26 protein-coding genes and 2 pseudogenes are annotated in these 20,819 nt (G+C 28.3%); 25 read left to right on the top strand and 3 right to left on the bottom strand.

The features are described 5' to 3' along the window. Positions 1–11 precede the first annotated feature (11 nt). From HTZ87_RS02835 to HTZ87_RS02725, 23 genes and pseudogenes are all read left to right on the top strand, one after another. Positions 12–728, top strand: a complete 717-nt coding sequence (locus HTZ87_RS02835) for a hypothetical protein (protein WP_174893047.1) — start codon at positions 12–14, stop codon at positions 726–728. Positions 729–739: 11 nt separating this feature from the next. Then, positions 740–1,081 (top strand): co-chaperone YbbN, encoded by a 342-nt coding sequence (locus tag HTZ87_RS02830; protein ID WP_174893046.1) that lies wholly within the window; start codon positions 740–742, stop codon positions 1,079–1,081. A gap of 196 nt (positions 1,082–1,277) precedes the next feature. Beyond that, positions 1,278–1,583: a 30S ribosomal protein S10 gene (gene rpsJ / locus HTZ87_RS02825; RefSeq protein WP_174893045.1), complete on the top strand. Its 306-nt coding sequence runs from the start codon at positions 1,278–1,280 to the stop codon at positions 1,581–1,583. 22 nt (positions 1,584–1,605) lie between these two features. Further along, a pseudogene (gene rplC / locus HTZ87_RS02820) lies at positions 1,606–2,229 on the top strand (50S ribosomal protein L3); the annotation flags it as partial. A gap of 182 nt (positions 2,230–2,411) precedes the next feature. Beyond that, positions 2,412–3,221 (top strand): 50S ribosomal protein L4, encoded by an 810-nt coding sequence (gene rplD, locus HTZ87_RS02815; RefSeq protein ID WP_174893043.1) that lies wholly within the window; start codon positions 2,412–2,414, stop codon positions 3,219–3,221. Between the two features lie 2 nt (positions 3,222–3,223). Then, positions 3,224–3,691 carry a 50S ribosomal protein L23 gene (rplW, locus tag HTZ87_RS02810; protein WP_174893042.1) on the top strand — a complete coding sequence of 156 codons (468 nt, stop codon included), beginning with the start codon at positions 3,224–3,226 and terminating at the stop codon, positions 3,689–3,691. A 121-nt stretch (positions 3,692–3,812) separates the two neighbouring features. Beyond that, positions 3,813–4,658, top strand: coding sequence for a 50S ribosomal protein L2 (gene rplB / locus HTZ87_RS02805; protein ID WP_174893041.1), 846 nt, complete (start codon positions 3,813–3,815; stop codon positions 4,656–4,658). After that, positions 4,658–4,936 carry a 30S ribosomal protein S19 gene (gene rpsS, locus HTZ87_RS02800; protein ID WP_174893040.1) on the top strand — a complete coding sequence of 93 codons (279 nt, stop codon included), beginning with the start codon at positions 4,658–4,660 and terminating at the stop codon, positions 4,934–4,936. The genes rplB and rpsS overlap by 1 nt, the downstream gene beginning before the upstream one ends. Further along, positions 4,936–5,277, top strand: coding sequence for a 50S ribosomal protein L22 (gene rplV / locus HTZ87_RS02795; RefSeq protein ID WP_241007012.1), 342 nt, complete (start codon positions 4,936–4,938; stop codon positions 5,275–5,277). Before rpsS ends, rplV begins: the two co-directional genes overlap by 1 nt. Next, a complete protein-coding gene (gene rpsC, locus HTZ87_RS02790; protein ID WP_174893039.1) occupies positions 5,277–5,927 on the top strand; it encodes a 30S ribosomal protein S3 in 651 nt (216 codons plus the stop codon). Before rplV ends, rpsC begins: the two co-directional genes overlap by 1 nt. Continuing rightward, positions 5,927–6,346 carry a 50S ribosomal protein L16 gene (gene rplP / locus HTZ87_RS02785; protein ID WP_174893038.1) on the top strand — a complete coding sequence of 140 codons (420 nt, stop codon included), beginning with the start codon at positions 5,927–5,929 and terminating at the stop codon, positions 6,344–6,346. The genes rpsC and rplP overlap by 1 nt, the downstream gene beginning before the upstream one ends. A gap of 2 nt (positions 6,347–6,348) precedes the next feature. Next, on the top strand, positions 6,349–6,543 hold the full coding sequence (gene rpmC / locus HTZ87_RS02780; RefSeq protein WP_174893037.1) for a 50S ribosomal protein L29: 195 nt from the start codon (positions 6,349–6,351) through the stop codon (positions 6,541–6,543). A gap of 2 nt (positions 6,544–6,545) precedes the next feature. Further along, positions 6,546–6,815: a 30S ribosomal protein S17 gene (rpsQ, locus tag HTZ87_RS02775; RefSeq protein ID WP_174893036.1), complete on the top strand. Its 270-nt coding sequence runs from the start codon at positions 6,546–6,548 to the stop codon at positions 6,813–6,815. A gap of 1 nt (position 6,816) precedes the next feature. Then, complete coding sequence (rplN, locus tag HTZ87_RS02770) at positions 6,817–7,182, top strand: 50S ribosomal protein L14 (RefSeq protein ID WP_174893035.1); 366 nt, start codon at positions 6,817–6,819, stop codon at positions 7,180–7,182. Positions 7,183–7,210: 28 nt separating this feature from the next. Further along, positions 7,211–7,534, top strand: a complete 324-nt coding sequence (rplX, locus tag HTZ87_RS02765; protein ID WP_174893185.1) for a 50S ribosomal protein L24 — start codon at positions 7,211–7,213, stop codon at positions 7,532–7,534. 3 nt (positions 7,535–7,537) lie between these two features. Beyond that, positions 7,538–8,083, top strand: a complete 546-nt coding sequence (gene rplE / locus HTZ87_RS02760; RefSeq protein ID WP_174893034.1) for a 50S ribosomal protein L5 — start codon at positions 7,538–7,540, stop codon at positions 8,081–8,083. Continuing rightward, positions 8,083–8,268: a type Z 30S ribosomal protein S14 gene (locus HTZ87_RS02755; protein ID WP_174893033.1), complete on the top strand. Its 186-nt coding sequence runs from the start codon at positions 8,083–8,085 to the stop codon at positions 8,266–8,268. Before rplE ends, HTZ87_RS02755 begins: the two co-directional genes overlap by 1 nt. Positions 8,269–8,270: 2 nt before the next feature. Next, positions 8,271–8,666, top strand: coding sequence for a 30S ribosomal protein S8 (gene rpsH / locus HTZ87_RS02750; protein ID WP_174893184.1), 396 nt, complete (start codon positions 8,271–8,273; stop codon positions 8,664–8,666). A gap of 8 nt (positions 8,667–8,674) precedes the next feature. Beyond that, the gene (rplF, locus tag HTZ87_RS02745; RefSeq protein WP_174893032.1) at positions 8,675–9,214 is read left to right on the top strand and encodes a 50S ribosomal protein L6; all 540 of its coding nucleotides are present in this window, start codon (positions 8,675–8,677) and stop codon (positions 9,212–9,214) included. 24 nt (positions 9,215–9,238) lie between these two features. Continuing rightward, positions 9,239–9,589 carry a 50S ribosomal protein L18 gene (gene rplR, locus HTZ87_RS02740; protein WP_305848728.1) on the top strand — a complete coding sequence of 117 codons (351 nt, stop codon included), beginning with the start codon at positions 9,239–9,241 and terminating at the stop codon, positions 9,587–9,589. Between the two features lie 200 nt (positions 9,590–9,789). Further along, a pseudogene (gene rpsE, locus HTZ87_RS02735) lies at positions 9,790–10,269 on the top strand (30S ribosomal protein S5); the annotation flags it as partial. A gap of 8 nt (positions 10,270–10,277) precedes the next feature. After that, on the top strand, positions 10,278–10,712 hold the full coding sequence (gene rplO / locus HTZ87_RS02730; protein WP_174893182.1) for a 50S ribosomal protein L15: 435 nt from the start codon (positions 10,278–10,280) through the stop codon (positions 10,710–10,712). A gap of 47 nt (positions 10,713–10,759) precedes the next feature. Next, positions 10,760–13,483, top strand: a complete 2,724-nt coding sequence (locus tag HTZ87_RS02725; RefSeq protein ID WP_174893030.1) for a UvrD-helicase domain-containing protein — start codon at positions 10,760–10,762, stop codon at positions 13,481–13,483. A gap of 24 nt (positions 13,484–13,507) precedes the next feature. Here the strand turns inward: HTZ87_RS02725 and HTZ87_RS02720 are convergent, their stop codons facing one another. After that, complete coding sequence (locus HTZ87_RS02720; RefSeq protein ID WP_174893029.1) at positions 13,508–15,424, bottom strand: M13-type metalloendopeptidase; 1,917 nt, start codon at positions 15,422–15,424, stop codon at positions 13,508–13,510. 10 nt (positions 15,425–15,434) lie between these two features. After that, the gene (gene lepA / locus HTZ87_RS02715) at positions 15,435–17,243 is read right to left on the bottom strand and encodes a translation elongation factor 4 (protein WP_174893028.1); all 1,809 of its coding nucleotides are present in this window, start codon (positions 17,241–17,243) and stop codon (positions 15,435–15,437) included. Between the two features lie 115 nt (positions 17,244–17,358). On the opposite strand from lepA, the gene HTZ87_RS02710 reads away from it, so the two are divergent. Together HTZ87_RS02710 and HTZ87_RS02705 are read left to right on the top strand one after the other, a co-directional pair. After that, the gene (locus HTZ87_RS02710; protein WP_174893027.1) at positions 17,359–18,204 is read left to right on the top strand and encodes a Cof-type HAD-IIB family hydrolase; all 846 of its coding nucleotides are present in this window, start codon (positions 17,359–17,361) and stop codon (positions 18,202–18,204) included. 46 nt (positions 18,205–18,250) lie between these two features. Next, a complete protein-coding gene (locus HTZ87_RS02705) occupies positions 18,251–18,979 on the top strand; it encodes an MAGa3780 family membrane protein (RefSeq protein WP_174893026.1) in 729 nt (242 codons plus the stop codon). Positions 18,980–19,025: 46 nt separating this feature from the next. Here HTZ87_RS02705 and HTZ87_RS02700 read toward each other — a convergent pair whose 3' ends face one another. Continuing rightward, on the bottom strand, positions 19,026–20,621 hold the full coding sequence (locus HTZ87_RS02700; RefSeq protein ID WP_174893025.1) for an MAG5620 family putative phospho-sugar mutase: 1,596 nt from the start codon (positions 20,619–20,621) through the stop codon (positions 19,026–19,028). Positions 20,622–20,819 lie beyond the last annotated feature (198 nt).

Genomic DNA, 20,819 nt, shown 5'->3' with positions numbered 1-20,819 from the left:
ATAGAACTCAGATGATTAGAATCGGGGAATTAAGACACAAAATTTATAAGTCCATAATATATTTTTTCTTAGCAATAACATTATTAGACCACTTAATTATTTATTTTGTTACAATTGAAAATTTTAGTTTTAACCCGCAAAATTTATCTACTATATTTACAGAAGGATGGTGAAAAAAATTCGGTTTAAATCAAAAAGATTCGATTAATATATTAGATATTTCTATTTGAAATAATACTGGTGTATTTTTAGATACCATTATTAATATTCTTTATATTCCTTTAATTTCGCCTATTTTACCAATAATGTTATTTGTATTTATTTTATTTTTAATTTTTAAGCATTTATTTAATTTTAAAATAAATAAAAAGACAAAAATTACATTAAGTGATAAAATTAAGGAATTAAAAGATCATAATACAAATTTTGTGTATACAAAAAAAGTTAAAGATTACTATGACTTCATTTTCTTTGCATCTAGACATTTTGTTTTAGATTTCAGGAATTTAAGTTTCAAAAAACTTGAAAAAATTATTTTAAAAAGATCGGATTTAAAACTTGTAGATGATTTTTATTTTTGATACAATGATTTAAAATCAAAAACTGATGAATTTGATTATAATATTGAAGAAAAAGATAAAACAATTAAATTTGTCAAAAAAGAAGTTCAAAATATAGAAAATGATTGATTAGATGAATTTGACATAAATGATGAATTTAGCAATTAAAAAGGAGCAAAATGATTAAAAAATTAAATTGAGCAGAAGCGCAAGAAGTTATTCAAAATAAAACTTCAGATAAATTAACTTTCTTAACATTCACAACAGAATGATGTACAGATTGTAAAATGATGAAACCTGTTTTTAATGAAGTAGCCAACAAATTCGAGAATAATGAACAAGTAGAATTTATCAATGTTGACGCCGAAGAAGCAAGACTTTTCAGAGATCCAAATACAAAATGAAGAGTTCTAAAGGTTCCTACAACTATATTATTAAAAGGTGATGAAATAGTTGAAAAAGGTTTCGAATACGTTCCAGAAGAAGTTTTAGAAGACTGAATTGATAAAAGAATTGCATAAAAATACATAGCGATACACCGAGAACAGTTGTTAAAATTAAAAACCGAAAAAAATGATTTCCATTTTTCGGTTTTTATTATATAATTATAAAGCAACTATAACGTTGATCTATAAGGTTGCTAGTAATACAAAGTTGTTGAGGTATTTCTAGGTTTTTATAGTGAGTTATTGTTCAAAAGAACAAAAAGGAGACAACATGAGCAAACTAAATATTAAAATTAAAGGGTTTGATCACACATTAGTTGATGAAGGAGCTAAAAAAGTTTATTTATTATTAAAAGAACTTAAAGCTAAAGTTAGTGGACCAATTCCATTACCAACTAAAAGAGATGAAATCACAATTTTAAGATCAGTTCACGTTAACAAACCAAGTCGTGAACAATTTGAAAGTAGAACTCATCAAAGATTAGTTGTTGTTGAAAACGCTAATAGTGAAGTTACTGACAAATTAAACAGATTAGAATTACCTGCTGGAGTAGGAATTCAAGTTAAAGTAAAATAAAAAAATTTTTTAAGGAGAAAAAATGAAAGGAATCTTAGGACGTAAAGTTGGTATGACTCAAATTTACACTGAAACAGGTTTAAGAATCCCTGTTACTGTAATAGAAGTACAACCAAATGTTGTTACAAAAGTTTTAACAAACGACAAAAATGGTTACGTTGCTACACAACTTGCTGTATTTGAACAAAAAGCAAATCGTGTTAACAAACCAGACTCAGGTCAATTTGCTAAAGCTAAAACAACACCTAAGCGCTTCGTAAAAGAAGTTCGTGAAATGTCAGGTTTCGAACTTGGAGACACAATTAAAGCTGACATATTTAAAGCTGGTGAACTTGTTGATGTTACAGGTACATCTAAAGGTAAAGGATTCGCTGGTACAATTAAAAGACACAACCAACACATTGGACCTAAATCACACGGTGGTGGTGGTGGATCACAACCAGTAAGACAAACAGGATCACTTGGGGATATTGCCGGAAACAGAGTTTTCAAAGGTATGACAATGCCTGGACACTTAGGTAATGTAAAAACTACAGTTCAAAACCTAGAAGTTGTTAAAGTTGATTTAGAAAACAACATTATTTTAGTTAAAGGATCAATTCCTGGACCTAAAAAATCATACATAGTAGTTAAAGAAGCTGTTAAAGGACTTCCAGCACACGAAGGTGTTAAACTTGTTGATGTTCAAGAAGTACAATTATTAAATGAATTAATTGAACAAGCTAAAAAACACAACATTGAAGTTACAGTTGGAATGCACTCATCAGAATTAAAAGCATTAATCGAAGAAGCAGAAGCTAAAGAAGCACAAGAAGGGGATAAATAGTTATGGCAGATACAAAAAAAGCTACTACAGCAAAAAAAGCAACTACAACTAAAAAACCTGCTGCTAAAAAAGCAACTACAACAAAAACAACAACAGCTAAGAAAACTGTTGCTAAAAAAGCAACAACAACTACAAAAAAACCAGTAGTTAAAAAAGAACAAGTAGGAACAAAAACAGAAGTTAAAACAACTACAACTACTAAAAAAGTAGTTAAAAAAGTTTTAAAATCAGAAGTTAAATTACCTAAAGCATTATTCCAAAGCGAAAAAATTTATGAACAAGCAATTTTTGACACAATATTATCAGAAAGAGCTTCAAGAAGACAAGGTACACACCAAGTTAAAAACCGTGCCGAAGTTAGTGGAAGTGGTAAAAAACCATGAAGACAAAAAGGTACAGGTAGAGCACGTCACAGTTCTATGCGTTCACCTATCTGAGTAGGTGGTGGTAGAGCATTCGGGCCTCAATCAAACAAAAATTACTCACTTAAAGTTAACAAAAAAGTTAAATACAACGCTTTTGTATCAGCATTAACATTATTATCACAAGATAATGCAGTTATTGTTGATGACTTAACATTAAACTCAATCAAAACTAAAGACTTAGTTAATAAATTAGTTGAACTTAATGTAAACGATTTAAAACACGTTTTAGTAGTTAATGAAGATTACAATGTATTTAAATCAGCTAAAAACTTACCAAACGTTGCTACAACTAAAGCAAACTCACTAACAGTTGAAGAAATCGTTGGTGCTGATGTAATGATCATTTCAAAACAAAGCTTAGAGCTTTTAGAAAGAAAGGCTAAATAATCATGGAATTAACACAAGTTATTAAATCACCAATTTTAACAGAAAAAACTGACGTTTTAAGAACAACACAATCAACATTTGTTTTTAAAGTAGATTATGCAGCTAACAAATACCAAATTAAAGAAGCAGTTGAAACAATTTTTGGTGTTAAAGTAGCATCTGTTAGAACAATCAAAGTTGAAAAACAACCAAAAAATGTTGGTCGTTTCCACGGATTTACAAATCGTTACAAAAAAGCTATGGTTACATTAGTTGAAGGACAATCAATTAACTACATCCCAAGTGAAGATGAAGAAAAAGCACAAATAGTTTCAGAAGAAGTTAAAGAAGCTAAAAAAGCAAAAGAAGCAAAAGCAAAAGACGTTGAAAACAAAGTGGCTAAAAAATTAGCAGCTAAAAAACAAGTTGCAACAAAAAAAGCAACAGTTAAAGCAAAAACAACAACAAAACGTAAAGTTGGTGGAGAATAGTTCTCCGATGAACTTTTCGTAATTAAATTAAAATTAAATAATATATATAAATATAAGCGGATTAAATGTATTGCTTAAAAGAAATTCCGCACTATTTTTAAGCAAAGGAGAAAAGACAATTATGGCAATTAAACATTATAAGCCAACTACAAACGGTCGTAGAAATATGTCTTCTCTTGATTTCAGACAAAATTTATCTGGTCATGCACCTGAAAAATCACTTTTAGTTAATCTAAAATATCATGCAGGACGTAACAACCAAGGTAAAATTACTGTTAGACATCACGGGGGACGTGTAAAAAGATTTTACAGACTTGTAGATTTTAAACGTAATAAAGATAACATTCCAGCTATTGTTAAAACTATTGAATATGATCCAAACCGTTCAGCAAACATTAGTTTATTAGCATATGCAGATGGAGAAAAAAGATATATCTTAACACCTAAAGGAATCGTTTTAGGTCAAAAAGTTATTTCAGGAGAAAATGTAGATATCGTTGTTGGTAACACACTTCCTTTATCAAACATTCCTGAAGGTACATTTGTACACAACATCGAAATGCAACCAGGTGGAGGTGGTATTATAGCACGTAGTGCTGGAACATCAGCTCAATTACTTGGAAAAGATGACGATGGAAAATATGTTGTTCTTAGACTTAAATCAGGAGAAACACGTCGTGTGTTAGCGCGTTGTCGTGCAACAATCGGTGTTGTTGGTAATGAAGAACACTCACTTGTTAACGTTGGTAAAGCCGGAATTAACAGACACAAAGGAATTAGACCTACAGTTCGTGGATCAGTTATGAACCCTGTAGATCACCCACATGGTGGAGGGGAAGGTAAACAACCAGTTGGACGTAAAGCTCCACTTACACCTTGAGGTAAAAAAGCTCTTGGAGTTAAAACAAGAAAAACTAAGAAATCTTCAAATAAACTTATTTTAAGAAGAAGAAAGGATGCTAAATAATGGCACGTAGTCTTAAAAAAGGTCCATTCGCCGATGAACATTTACTTAAAAAAGTAGATGCAATCGTTGAAGGGAACGCACCTAAAAAACCAGTTAAAACTTGATCAAGACGTTCAACAATCTTCCCAAGTTTTGTTGGTTTAACATTCGCAGTTCATAACGGAAATAAATTCATCGAAGTTTACGTAACAGATGATATGGTTGGACATAAATTAGGGGAATTTGCACCTACAAGAACATTCTCAGGTCACGGTGCAGATAAAGGTAAGAAGAAATAATGGCACAACAAGCAAAAGCACATGTAAAATTACAAAGAGTAAGTTCATCTAAAGCTAAATTAGTAGCAAACTTATTCAGAGGAAAAGACGTAAACGTTGCTTTAGGTCTTTTAGAAAATACATCTAAAAAATCAGCACCAATTTTCCTTAAATTACTTAACTCAGCAGTTGCTAACGCAACAAACAACCACGGAATGAACGCATCAAAATTATTCGTAAAAGAAGTTTATGTAAACGAAGGTCCAACACTTAAAAGATTCCAACCAAGAAGTCAAGGTAGAGCTTATTCAATTTTAAAACGTACATCAAATTTATCAATAGTATTAGAGGAGAGAAACTAATGGGACAAAAAGTTAATCCAAATGGATTCCGTTACGGAGTTTCAAAAAACCATAATTCAACATGATTCGCAGATAAAGATAATTTCGGATCATATTTAGTTGAAGATGCTAAAATTTATAAATTCTTCGATAAATTAGTACGTGAATACCAAATCGGAAAAGTTGAAATTAAAAGAACTAAAGACAACAAAGTGACAGTTAATTTACACACAGTTAAACCAGCAGCAATGTTAGGTCAAGAAGGTAAGAACATCCAAGAATTAACAGTTAAGGTACAAAAATTTGTTAAAAATAGAAATCTTAACTTAAAATTACAAGTTATAGAATTAAAAAACTATGACTTAAACGCAAGATTACTTGCAGAAATGATTGCAACAAAATTAGAAAACCGTGAAAGCTTCCGTCAAGCTCAGAAAATAGCTATTAGAGCTGCTTTAAAAGCAGGTGCTAAAGGTATTAAAACTATGGTTAGCGGTCGTTTAAACGGAGTTGATATGGCTCGTTCAGAAGGATATTCTGAAGGAGAAATGAGACTTCATACATTAAGACAAAATGTAGAATACGCAACAGCAACAGCTAGAACAACATATGGAGCTATTGGTGTTAAAGTTTGAGTTTCACTTGGTGAAATTTTAGGAGGTAAAAAATAATGTTACAACCTAAAAGAACTAAATATAGAAAGCCTTTTGTTGTTAGACACGACAAAAGAAAAGCTACAAAAGGAAATACTGTAGCATTCGGAGAATTCGGATTGCAAGCAGTTACATCAGCATGAGTTACAGCTCGTCAAATAGAATCAGCACGTATCGCAGCAACACGTAGAATGGGTCGTGAAGGTCAAGTTATCATTAGAATCTTCCCACACTTTTCAAAAACATCTAAACCTATCGGGGTTCGTATGGGATCAGGAAAAGGTGCTCCAGAATTATGATATACAGCAGTAAAAGTTAACACAATGATGTTTGAAGTTGGTGGTGTTAGTGAAGAAATCGCACGTGATGCTCTTCGTTTAGCAGGTCACAAATTACCAGTTAAATGAAAAATCGTTCAAAGAAAAGGAGATGAATAATTATGAGTTACAAAGATTTATTAGAAAAATCAACAAAAGAACTTGAAGAATTAACTTTAAAATTAAAAGCTGAATTATTCACACTTAGATATAGAAATGTTACTGGTGATTTAAGAGACACACACAAAATTAAACTTTTAAGAACAGATATTGCTAAAACTCTTACAGCATTAAATGCAAAAAAGGAGAATAAATAGTTATGGAAAGAAATACAAGAAAAACTTTAACAGGTAAAGTTGTTTCAGCAGGGAAAAGTGCTAAAACAATTATTGTTGCAGTTGATACATACAAAAAACACCCACTTTATTCAAAACGTTACAAATCAACAAAAAGATTTGCAGTACATGACGAAAACGAAGTTGCAAAATTAAATGATGTTGTTGTTATTATGGAAACAAGACCACTTTCAAGAACAAAACACTTTAGATTAGTTTCAATAAAAGAAGCCGCTATCGAAGGAAACAACTAATATGATTTTAGAATTATCAAGAGCAAATGTAGCTGATAACTCAGGTGCAAAAACAATAGGTGTAATTCGTGTATTAGGTGGTTCAAAGAAAAAAGTTGCCAAAATTGGTGACATCGTAGTGTGTTCAGTTAAAAAAGCATTACCTAACGGTATGGTTAAAGAAGGTCAAGTTGTTAAAGCGGTAGTTGTACGTTCAAAATATGGTATTCACCGTACAAACGGTTCATACATTAAATTCGATGATAACGCTGTTGTTATTCTTAAAGAAGATTTAACACCACGTGGAACTCGTGTTTTCGGACCAGTTGCTCGTGAAATTAGAGAAAAATTCCCTAAAATCGTTTCTTTAGCACCAGAAGTATTATAGTAAAGGAGAAAATCAAATTATGACAAAAATTAAATTTAAAAAAGATGATCAAGTTATTGTAATCGCTGGTAAAGAAAAAGGGAAAATTGGAGTTATTGAAAAAATATTCCACAAAACAAACAGAGTTATTGTTAAAGACGTAAATATCGTTACAAAACACAACAAACCAACACAACAAAATCAAGACGGTTCTATAACAGAAATGGCTGCTCCAATTCATGCATCAAACGTAGCTTATTTAGTAAAAAAATCAAGTAAAACAAGTAAACAACAAACTTCAAAACTAGGATATAAAGTTAATAAAAACGGTAAAAAAGTAAGAGTTGCTAGAAAAACTCAAAAGGAAGTGTAGTATATGTTAAAACAAGTTTATTTAGAAAAAGCAGTTCCAGCTCTTAAAGAAAAATACAACTACTCTTCATCTATGCAAGTACCTAGAATTGAAAAAGTTGTATTAAACATGACAGCTGGTAAAGAAGTTTCAAACTCAAAAGCAATCGAAGAAGTTTTAAATGAATTAACATTAATTTCAGGACAAAAACCATTCGAAACAAAAGCTAAAAAATCAAACGCTTCATGAAAACTTCGTGAAGGAATGCCTATGGGTGGAAAAGTTACACTACGTAGAGATAGAATGTGAGAATTTTTAGACAAATTAATCAATGTTGCAATGCCACGTATTCGTGATTTCCGTGGTGCAAATCCTAAAGCATTTGATGGTAGAGGAAACTTTGCCTTAGGGATTAAAGAAGAAATCATTTTCCCAGAAATCGAATTTGACAAAATTCGTCGTATTAAAGGGTTAGACGTTCTTGTAGTAACTACAGCAAAATCAAATGAAGAAGCAAGAACATTATTAGAATCATTAGGTGTACCATTTGAAAAAAAAGGAGCTAAATAATGGCGAGAAAAGCATTAATAGTTAAGGCAAAACGTGAACCAAAATTTTCATCACGTGCTTATACACGTTGTGAATTATGTGGACGTCCACATGCAGTATTAAGAAAATATAAAATATGTCGTATCTGTTTTAGAAACCTTGCACATGAAGGTAAAATTCCAGGTGTGAAGAAAGCGAGTTGATAATTATGTTTATTACAGATCCAATTTCAGATTTAGTAGTTCGTATTAAAAACGCAAATATTAGAAAACACAAAACCGTTTCAATGCCTTATTCAACAAAAAAAGAAGAAATTTTAAAAGTGGTTCACTCAGAAGGATACATTTCATCTTATGAAGTTAAAGGTGAAGGTACATCAAAAGAATTAGTAGTTACATTAAAATACAAGAAAAATCAACCTGCTATCGTAGGAATTAAAAGAATTTCAAAACCAGGACTTAGAGTTTATGTTAAAACTCTTGAAATTCCAACAATTATGTCAGGTTACGGAACAGTTATCATATCTACATCAAAAGGATTAATGACAGGAACACAAGCTAGAGAGGCAAAAGTGGGTGGTGAAATTATCGCTCACATTTGATAGGTAGTTGTATGTCTCGTGTAGGAAATCGTATTTTAACAATCCCTGCTGGAGCAACAGTTACAGTAGACAATTCAACAGTTACAGTTAAAGGACCATTAGGAACTTTAACAAGAACATTCAGTCATTTAATCACAGTAAAAGTAGAAGATAATCAAGTTTCAACAATTCGTGCAAACGAAGAAAAAACAACTAAACAATTACACGGAACAACAAACTCACACATTTCAAACATGATTGAGGGTGTTACAAAAGGTTTCAAAATTGATTTAGAAATTAAAGGGGTTGGATATAAAGCAGTTTTAGCTGGTTCTAAATTAGACGTATCAGCCGGATACAGCCACATCCACTCATTAGAAATTCCAAGTGACATTAAAGTTACAGTTGCAAAACCAACAGAAGTTTCAGTATTTGGTATCGATAAACAAAACGTAGGACACTTTGCTTCAATCGTTAGAGCGGTTAGAAAACCAAGTGTTTACTCAGGTAAAGGTATTTCATACAAAGGTGAAAAAATTAGACGTAAAGAAGGGAAAACAGCTTCTAAATAATTTTAGAAAGCTAATTAAAACATTATGGCAAAATTATCAAGAAATCAAGCTAGAAAAGTTAAGCACCAACGTGCACGTTACTGAATTAACGGTACAGCTACAAAACCACGTTTAAACGTTTTTAAATCTCACCAAAACTTTTATGCACAATTAATCGATGACCAAGCAAGAGTTACATTAGCGTCAGTTTCAACACTTAAAGATGAAACATACGGTGGTAACGTAAAAGCTGCTGAAAAATTAGGTGAATTAATGGGTGATAAAATTAATTCACTAGGAATTAAAGAAGTAGTATTTGATCGTGGTGGATATTTATACCACGGTCGTGTAAAAGCATTTGCTGAATCAGTAAGAGCGAAAGGAGTTAAATTCTAATTATGGAAAAAGATAATAAAAAAGTTTTAACTCAAAACGAAACAACAGGTACAAAAGAAGTTACCGCTAAAAAAACTTTCAGACCAAGAAAAAACACTACTGGAGAACAAAAAGAAAACTCAGATAACAAGGGTAGAACACAAAATCGTCGTGGACCAAGAAGAAACAACCCAAGAAACAACCGTCAAAGAGTAGAATCAGAATATACAGAAAAAGTTATTGATATTGCTCGTGTTACTAAAGTTGTTAAAGGTGGTAGAAGATTTAGTTTCTCAGCATTCGTAGTTATCGGAAACAAAAAAGGTGTTGTTGGATATGGACACGGAAAAGCAAATGAAGTTCCAGATTCAATCAAAAAAGCTATCAAAGATGCTAAAAATAATTTAGTAACAGTTCCACTTGATAGTAAAACAGGTACAATACCACACGAAATTCCAATGACAAAATACTTAGCATCTAAAGTTATGTTAAAACCTGCTCCTAAAGGAAAAGGACTTATCGCTTCTGGTGCTGTACGTGCTGTTGTTGAACTTGCTGGATATACAGACATCGTTACAAAAACATACGGATCACGTAAAAAAGCAAACATCGTTAAAGCAACAGTTAAAGCTCTTAAACAATTAAGAACACCTGAACAAATCGCTGACCTTAGAGACAAAGACGTAAAGGACTTTAAATAATTATGGCAATTAAATTACATACATTAAAATCAACAGAAGGTTCAAGACCAGACAAACACCGTAAAGGGCGTGGACATGCTGCTGGTAAAGGTAAACAAGCTGGTAAAGGTCAATCAGGGCAAAACAAACGTAAAGGGCACAGATTAGGATTCGAAGGGGGTCAAACTCCATGATTCCGTCGTATTGGAAAACGTGGATTCACAAACGTAAATCACGTTGAATACCAAGTAATTAATTTATCAGACTTAGAATTAAAATTCAAAGATGGTGAAAAAGTAACAGTAGAAAGATTATTCGAAGAAGGTTTAGTAAAAAGATCATTACCTATTAAATTATTAGGAAATGGTACATTAACTAAAAAATTACATGTTGTTGTAAATAAAGCTTCTGCTTCTGCAAAAGCAGCATTTGAAAAACTTAATGGAACAATTGAGGAATTATAATAATTTTAAATAGAGGGTAACCTCTATTTTTCTAATTATTTAATAATATGAAAGTAGAAAAGAAAGAAGAGAAATTATCAGTAGAGCAGAGAAAGATAATCGACTCTTTTTATGGTGATAATTTAATAGTAAACGCAGCTGCAGGAAGCGGTAAAACTAAAACAATAGTTGAAATTATTTATGATTCAAACAAATATAATTTGAGTTGGAAAACACTAGTTTTATCATATAACACAAAATTAGTGAGTGATACTAAAGAAAGAATTAAAAGTAAAGGTATCGCTGATAAAAGTTATGAAGTGCATACATTTCACTCATTTGCAACTAAGAAAAGTAAGAAAACAGTTTTAGATGATTTCTCATTAAAAGAATTTAATCAAATAGCTACATTAACTTTAAATGAATATGACACAATTATTATAGATGAGGCTCAAGATATAACTCCGCTTTATTGAAGTTTAATACTTAAAATACTAAAATGTAATCCACTTGCAAGAGTTATGTTTATAGGTGACTCTAACCAGGAAATATATAGTTTTAAAGAAGCTAATTCAATGTTTTTAGAAAATATTGATAAATTAATACCTTCTAAAACTTGAAAAAAATTAGAAATAAATGGTTCATTTAGAGTTCCAAATGCAACATGACATTTATTAAATGGAAGTAAACAATATAAAAACGAATCTTTTAATGCGTTAAATAGAGATGGCTTAGTAAATATTAGTACATTTGATTACGGAAGCAATTTGATAGAAGAAACTATATTAAATAAAATTAAACAATACGGACAAGAAAACATATTCGTATTATCATATTCAACAAATTCAGAAAACATAAAATCTATCGCTAATAAACTTACTTTAAACGGGTTTAATGTTTATGTTTCTAGATCGGATAATGAGGAAAAAGTAAATCCTATAGAAACTATGGGTAAAATTGTTTTTAGTACAGTACATCAAGTAAAAGGATTAGAGCGTAAAGTTGTTGTAATGCTTAATTTTAATCAACGAACTGAAGCACTTTACAATACAGATAAATTTAATAAATTGTTTTATGTAGCAGCGACTAGAAATATAGAAGAATTACATATTTTTTATAATAAAAAAGATAGCTTACCAACTTTAATGAAATATTTAAAAGACCAAATTTATGGTTTAATAAATGAAGATGACGAAATTGAAGCAAATGATGATTTCCAAAGATTTAAAAAAGTAACTGAAATTGTAAAATTTTTACCTAATCAAATTGAAGAAAAATTTAAAGAATTAATTGAATTTGAACAAATTAATACTAAAGATGAAAACATAGAAATATCTAATAACATCACATATAATAATTTAGTCTACAATATTTCCGATATAAACGGAATTTATGCCGAGAATATATTTGAAAGAAATGACTTATATAAGTTTAAAAAAGAAAATAAAACATTATTGGAAATTATGAAAGGTTTTAAACTTATATCAAATAGTACATCGCATTATATTAATAAAATTTTAGATAAAAAAGTTAACACTTTTTTAGAATTATGTTTTATTAAGAATTCTATTGAAAACAATGACTTAACAAGATTAAAACCATTTGAAGATAATATTAATAATTTTCCAACTTGAATTGATGAGAAAAATAGTGTTAAAATTAATTTAAGAATGTTAGAATACTTATCAGACTTAAATCTTCAAAAACAATTTCAAGTCACTTGGAAAAATGTTGTAGGTATGATAGATTTATATCAAGAAGATGCTAATATTGTTCATGAAGTTAAATTCGTAACAAAAGTATCATTCGAAAACTATTTACAAGTAGCTATTTACTTATTTTTAATACATAAAACAAATATAAATAAAAATATTCCATCTGGTAATTTAATAAATATTAGAGATAATTCTCGATATACAATCAACATTAAAGATTATGATAAGTTTGAAGAAGTATTATTAGAAGCTTTAAACAAAAAAGAAAAAGAAATTAGTGTTGAAGAATTTATTAATACTTATAACGAAAACGAAATCGAAGCTATTAATAAAAATTTAATAATTAAAAAACCTACTTCAAATATAAAACAAGATGACTCCATTGGATTAACAATTAATAATTCAACAACCAAAAAAGTAACTAATAATATTCCAACAACTGTCAAAAAAACAAATAATAAGTCAATAAAAACAAAAAGAAAATATGATAAGATAGTGTTTTTTGATACAGAAACAACATCATTACAAGGTGAAATTATACAACTAGCACTTGTAGTTTACGAAAACGAAGTTAAAGTTGATGAAATGAATTTATATTTTAAAAATGATTTACGTATACATTATGAAGCTTATTCAGTCCATAAAATTAGTGAAGATTTTTTAAAGAATAAACCTAAATTTTACGAAGAGTTTGACAAAATACATAAATATTTAACTGGTGATTATTTATGAATAGCACATAACAGTGCTTTTGATGTTTATAGATTATTCTTCAATTTTAAACATTATAGCGAAGAAATTGGGGATAAATTAAATGATGTAAAATTTGATTATTTATGTAGTTTGCAAACAATGAAAAAACTTGCACCAAACCACAATAGTTATAAACTAGAACATCTAGTATATGATTATAATTTAGAACGAGGAGCTTTCCACGATGGTTTATTTGATGCTTTATCAATTGTAAGGATATTGAAAAAAGTAGACAACACTATTGAAGGTTATATAGATAGATCAATCAAATCTGGTTATAAAATTAAAAAATTCAATTATGTTGAATGATTAACAAAAAAATAGAGGCCAAAACCTCTATTTTTTTTATTATCAAATTTTTACTTTATTTTCATCAGGTACATACATTTTATCACCTGGTTGAATATCATAAGTTTTTTCAAATAATTCGTTATTAGCTAAAATAACATTTGCACGTATTTTTGCTGGTGAGTGAACATCAGAGTCTAATAAACGTTTCGCTGTTCCTTCTTTGTAGATTGATCGTCATGTTGTTGCTCAACTTTCAAAGAATTCTTCTGCTTTAAAATCAGGCTCACGTTGTGCAGATTCTAAAGCACAATCAAATCCACCTAAATCAGCAATATTTTCTGAAACGGTTAATTTACCATTAACTTTACCAAATTCAGTTTCTCTACCATCATATAATTTAATAGCAGCTGCTGTTCTTTTTTGGAATTCTAATCTGTCATTATCAGTTCATCAATTATTTAATTTACCATTTTCATCAAATTGTGCACCGTTATTATCAAAACCGTGTGATATTTCATGAGCAATAACTGCACCAATAGCACCAAAGTTAGCTGTTTTAGATCTATTAACATCATAGAATGGGTAAGCTAAAATAGCTGCAGGGAATACAATATGGTTTTTCATTGGATGGTAATATGCATTAATTGTTGAAGGTGACATACCTCAAAATCTTTTATCTTCTTCTTTATGGTATAAACTAAGTCTATATTCAGCCATTATTTTTCCGAATGAATGTACTGATGAGAATATACTTCCGTTTTCATCATAAGTTTTAACTTTAAATTCAGAATAATAAGGTTGTATTATTTCTGGGTAACCTACCATGTATTCAAATTTAGATAATTTAACAAGTGCTTTATCAATTGTTTCTTTCGAAAGTCATTTGTTATTTTTTAATCTTTCTTCATAAACTTTAATCATGCTTTGAACCATTTGTTCAACATCTTTTTTAGCTTTTTCACCAAAATATGTGTTTGCATAATACATACCTAGTGGCATAGAGAAATATTTTTTAGTTAAATCAAACGCATAATCTTCTAATGATCTATTTTTACTAATTGAATATACTGTATTTTTGAACACAGATGCTTTAGCTCTAATTCTTTCATTTAAATAGGGAGTTGTACCTAATAAATTAAAAATAAACATTAAGTCTTTGAAATTATCAAGGTTTTTATCATTAAATATATCATCAAATGCATCAAAAACTTTAAGGTTTTGAATTGAAACTTCTGTTACTTTTTGTCCAATTAATTCGTCTAATTTAGTTCAAAAATCAAATTGTTTAGATAATGTAACTTCTCCTCTTTTTCTTAAGTTGTATGCTGAAACATAATCTGCATTTTCAACTGAACTCTTAACATAATCTTTATAAAGGTTATCGAATTCAATTGCATTATTAACCATTTTATTTGCAACTTCTTGTTCTAATCCATAATCAGTTAATAAATCTAATACCATTTCTTTTCAAACGTTTAATAATTTATTTTTTTCTTCCTCATTTTGATATGTTTCTTTTGAAGGCAAAATTGTTGGTAATTCACCTAATCATGCAATTTTTCTAGTGTTATCAACAAAATCTTCATCGACAGAGAAATCAAATGGTAAATATGAGTATTCTAAATATTTATCTCTATCTCAGTTAAAGAAATCTTTAAAAGTCATGCTTTTTAATTCATTTCTAAGTGGTTCTAAAAATGTTTCTTTAGCTGGAGATCAATTTAATTCATCCCTTTTTTCTGTGTTAATAATTAAATTGTAGAATTTAACCATTTCTAATAATTGTGGATTATTAGGTATTTGTGTTTGATCTTTTGATCATTTAGTAATCGTTTCTTTTAATAATTTTTCTAAATTAATATCTAATTCAACGAATGAACCGATACTTGAACGGTCATCAGGAATTTTAGCTGTTTTTAACCATTCTGCATTTATATGTGCAAAAAAGTCATCTTTAAGTAATTTTTTCTCCATTGTTTCTCCTTTATTTTTTTGGATCTATATTTGTTTTAAGAATTGATAAGAATGCTTCTTGTGGAACTTCGATTGATCCAAGTTTCTTCATACGTTTCTTACCTTCTTTTTGTTTTTTAAGTAGTTTTTGACGACGTGTAACATCACCACCATAAAGTTTAGCTGTAACATCTTTACGGAAGGCTTTAATAGTTTCACGAGCAATAATTTTTCCACCAATTGTGGCTTGCACAGGAACTTCAAAGTTTTGACGTGGAATTGCGTCTTTTAATTTTTGACACAATTCTCTAGCATTTTCATATGCTCTATCTTTATGAGTAATTATTGAGAAAGCATCAACTTTATCACCATTTAATAAAATATCAACTTTAACTAAGTCGCTTTCACGATATCCAATTCATTCGTATTCAAATGATGCATAACCTTTTGTGCTTGATTTTAGTCTATCAAAGAAATCGAAAATTGTTTCTGCTAATGGTAATTCATAAACAACAAGTGAACGTTTTTCATCAATCATTTCTAAGTTTTTATAAATACCACGTTTATTTTGACATAATTCCATTACATTACCAATATATTCATTTGGTATGAAGATTTTAGCTTCAACATATGGTTCTTTAATTTTTTCAATAAAAGTTCTATCTGGTAATAAAGTTGGGTTAGCGATCATTTCAACTTCACCATTTGTTAAATGTACTTCATATTCAACACTAGGACTAGTTGCAATAATTCCAACTTTATATTCTCTATCAAGTCTTTCTTGTAGAATTTCCATGTGTAGTAGACCTAAAAATCCAACCCTAAATCCAAAACCTAAAGCTTTAGATGTTTCTTGATCTCAGGTAATTGATGAATCACTAAGTGAAATTTTTTCTAAACTTTCTTTTAAAAGTGAGTAATCACGAGTATCAATTGGGTAAAAACCTGTAAAGACAACAGGTTTCATTTTTTTATAACCTGGAAGTGCTTTATCTGTAGGGTTCGAAATTAAAGTAATAGTATCACCGACATTAACTTCTTTAGCGTCTCTAATTGCGGCTGAAACTCAACCAACTTCACCAGCTTCTAAGAAGTCTTTTTTAGTTTCGTGTGGGTTTCTAATTCCAAGTTCTATAACGTGATAGTCATTTTCTTCATCGTGTCTTGACATAAATTTAAATTTATCGCCCACTTTAAGTTTACCTTCAAAAATTCTAACAAGCATAACAACACCACGATATGGGTCGAAATAACTATCAAAAATTAAACCTTTAAGTGGTTTATCATCGTTAGCGTCTTTCGGTGAAGGAATATATTTAATAATACTATCAAGTAATTTATCAACACCTAAACCAGTTTTAGCAGACACTAAAACTGCGTTATCTGTTGATATACCGATAACCTCTTCAATTTCTTTTTTAACCGCTTCAACGTCAGCTGAAGGTAAATCAATTTTATTTATAACAGGTATGATTTCAAGATTATTTTCTAATGCTAAATAAACGTTTGCTAAAGTTTGAGCTTCAATACCTTGAGTAGCATCGACAAGCAATAATGCACCTTCTGACGCCGCTAATGAACGTGAAACTTCATAAGTAAAGTCGACGTGACCTGGTGTATCAATTAAGTGAAAAATATAATCTTTGTGTTTAATTTGCACGGCGTTTAATTTTATAGTTATACCACGCTCTTTCTCTAAATCCATCGAGTCTAAAAATTGACTTGTTAAATCACGAGTCGCTACGGTATTTGTCATTTCTAAAATACGATCAGCAAGTGTACTTTTACCGTGATCGATATGTGCAATAATTGAAAAATTCTTTATCTTTTCTTTATTCATAAGTATTTAAATTATACTATATTAAAGTTATAAATATAACTATTATATTAATAAAAAAATGATTTAAAAGGCTTATTTTTTTATTAATATTTTAAAGTTTAGTATAATTTAAATTATGAAAAAATGAGTAATTTTTAGTGACGTAGACGGAACAATTTATCCGTTTCCTGGAAAAGTTTTATCACAAGTAAATATTGATAAAGCAGCAGAAATTAAAGAAAAGGGAGTTGAATTTGTAATAAATACAGGTAATGCTCCATACCAAAAAATACAAAGGTTAGCTGATCAAATGAGTTCTCGTTACATTGTTTGTTCAAACGGTGCACTTATTTATGATAATTTAGAGAAAAAAGTATTGAATATTGAATATATCGATACTACTGAAGCTAAGAAAATTTGAGATTTAGCGGATGAAGTGGGTGTATCTTTATACTACTTTGGTGACAATAGATATTTCTTAAAAGACCCTACACCTGAATTTCTTAAATTTATAACCGAATTTTGTGAATATGAAGATTGAATTTTAACTGGTGAAATACCAAATGATTTACATAAAATCGAATTATATGGTGACAAAGATAAGTTAAAAGAATTTTATGACAAAGCTTTAGAAATGAAAATTAATTTAAATATTGTTTATTTAGTTTCACATATTGAAATTACTAAACCCGGTGTTTCTAAAGGTACTGGAATGAAATGATTATGTGATAATATTTTTGATACAGATGTTAAAACAACAATGGCTATAGGAGATAGCCAAAATGATATTTCTATGTTTGAAATGACTGATTATTCTTATGCTATGGCTAATATTGATGATTATTCAATCCAATTTGCAAAATTACATACATCAAGTGTTGAACAAAATGGTTTAGCAGAAGCTATTGATGATTATTTATATCGCACTGATTTTGATTTAAAAAGACAAATTTCGCAGCAAACTTCCAAACGAAAAAAATAAAGCAAAAAAGCTTTATTTTTTTGTATTAACTATATAATAGTTAATTATGAAAAAAATATTTAAAGATAAACCAAATTGTCGCAAAATTGTGACACTTGTTGTTAGTTTGGTATTACTCGCGATTACAACGGGACTAATACTAACTTCAATGATTTTATTTAAAGATCCAGATCCAAATAAAAAGATTACGCATTTTAACCTTGAGACTTTTTTCTTAAGGTATTCACAACTTTTTTATTTCACTAATTTAACAAACTATTTTAGTCTAATAACACTACTATTAATGTGTTTTAGTCAAAAACATGTGATTAGAAGGTTATTCTTTCACTCTATAGTATTAATTTCAATTACTTTTTTAGTCTACTGAGGTTTAATTTCATGATCAAGTAACTGAAATAATATTTTTGAGTCATATAAGTCATTACATACACACTTAATTAATCCACTTATCATGTTCATTTTTGCCTACATTTGAAAGGATAAGTTAAAAATACCTTCAAAAGATAAATATATGACTTTAATTTATGTTTTTGTTTATTTTGGATTTGCGTTTATTTTATTTATAAGCACATATTATTTAAAATACAACAAAGAAGGAGGGATTGTGATTTATTCATTTTTAGATTTCTTCCACCCATTTTTCTATAAAGGTAATAATTTAGATATTAAATTATTATTAAATTTTGTTATTGTTTTAATTGGAGTAGGATTGCCTATTTTAATATTTAAATTCTGATATAAAGTATTAGGATTAAGCAATAAAAAAACTAGTTAAGTATAGTAAACCCCTGAATCTAAATAAGGATTCAGGGGTTTTTATATTAAGTTAATTTTTTTATAAATTTATTTAAGTTTCTTTGAAGTTTCTTGTTATAAAAATAATTACTTATTTTTGTTATTCATTTATTATTATGTTTTATTTCAACTTTAAAATTCATTTTTTGTTTTGATTTGTCATAGGTAAGAGTAAAAATATTAATCTTATTTTTACTTGTTATAAGCCCTTTAATTAAGTAACAAAAATCAGGAACATCAACATTAATGTATTCTAATTTTTCAAAATGAAATTTCTTTGAAATTTTCGCTTCATTCATTATTTTTTGTGCTATTAAAATTGATTTATCTAAAGTTGTTTTATATGCGTAATTTTTTATTAATATATTGGAATTATCATCTAACATTTTTTTGTACTTGTACGCAAATAAATTATTATTTATTTTGTAATCATATAGCATTAAACAAAAGTTAAATATAAAATCAAAATTTTCTAAATTTAAATTATAGCTATTTGATGTAGAAAATTTATTTTTATTATAAGCTAATAAAACATCTTTAGGTTTTAATTCATTTTCAAATTTATAAGAAATTGAATACATATTCATTAAGTTTAATATGTTAGATGATACATCGTGAGGTAAGAAAATATTTTTATATATAATTTCTCCGTTTTTCTTTCACTTTAGGAAACTATAATTAATATAAAGGTATATTAATTCATCTTCAGATAACTTAATATAACTATTTTTAACACGAACTATTATGTTTAAGTTGCTATTTTGGTCTAGAATTATAATTAAATCGGCTTTATAAGTTGAAGTGTTAAATAGTTTATATAAATTATAAAAGTTAATATCATTAATTATATTTTTAGATAAACCACTTTGTAACTTGGATACCTTAAAACCAACATTTGATAACATCTGAGTAATAATATAATTATCTTGCTTATTACTAATTAAAGTTTGAACGTGAAATTGAGGTTTTTTATATATATTTTTAAACTTCATCAATTGTGGCTGAATATTTTTTTTATCAATTAAACTGAATAATTTCTCTATATTTAACACTGTTGAATCTGTGTTGTGATTAAGAATTAATAATTTATTAAAATCGTTTAAACTTTCTATTATTATATTTTGTTCTTCTAATGAAATTAGTTCATTTGAATTGTATATTTTTATATAGTATTTATTGTTAACAGGATTATAATCAAGCAAAATTGAATACTTAATATTCATTCCTTTAAGTGTATTTAGTATTATAAATTCGTTAATTTCTTCGGTGTTATAAGTAAATATTTCTGCGCTATTTTTATTAGCAATTTTAATCATACTATCTAAAAGTTTATTATCAATATATTTACTTTTTCCGACTAAAATTTTTCTATTATTTTTTCTTAAATTAGTACAAAAAATATCAGTTATAGCTAACACTGTAAAAAGATTAAAGTTATTCAAACCTAAAATATTATCTGTATCAAATTCAATACCATAAATAGTAGTTTTAGGTTGTTTTAAATTATCGAGTCCATTTGTTTCTTGTTCTTGAAATTTGTTTTTAAATTCTTCGTAAGTGCTATAAAAAATTGATTCATTGTGATATAAGCTATATCAATTTTTTAAAATTTTTTCATTCATGTTTTAATTATACTAATTTATTTATAAATCATTTTTTAAAATGCTTATATAAGGTATAAAAAAACATAAGTAATGATGTATTTGCAACTTTTTATTCTAATGTTTTTTTATTTAAAAATATATTTTTATATTATTTTATTAATTTTTAAAGTTTAGTTACTCCTTTATAGTGCCGTATTATTTATTATTTTGATATAA

It is taken from the genome of Mycoplasma sp. OR1901 (assembly GCF_013348745.1).
Taxonomy (GTDB): Bacteria; Bacillota_I; Bacilli_A; order Mycoplasmatales; family Metamycoplasmataceae; genus Mycoplasmopsis.
The sequence above is the reverse complement of the archived record's forward strand: the minus strand, read 5'-3'. Positions and strand labels throughout refer to the sequence as shown.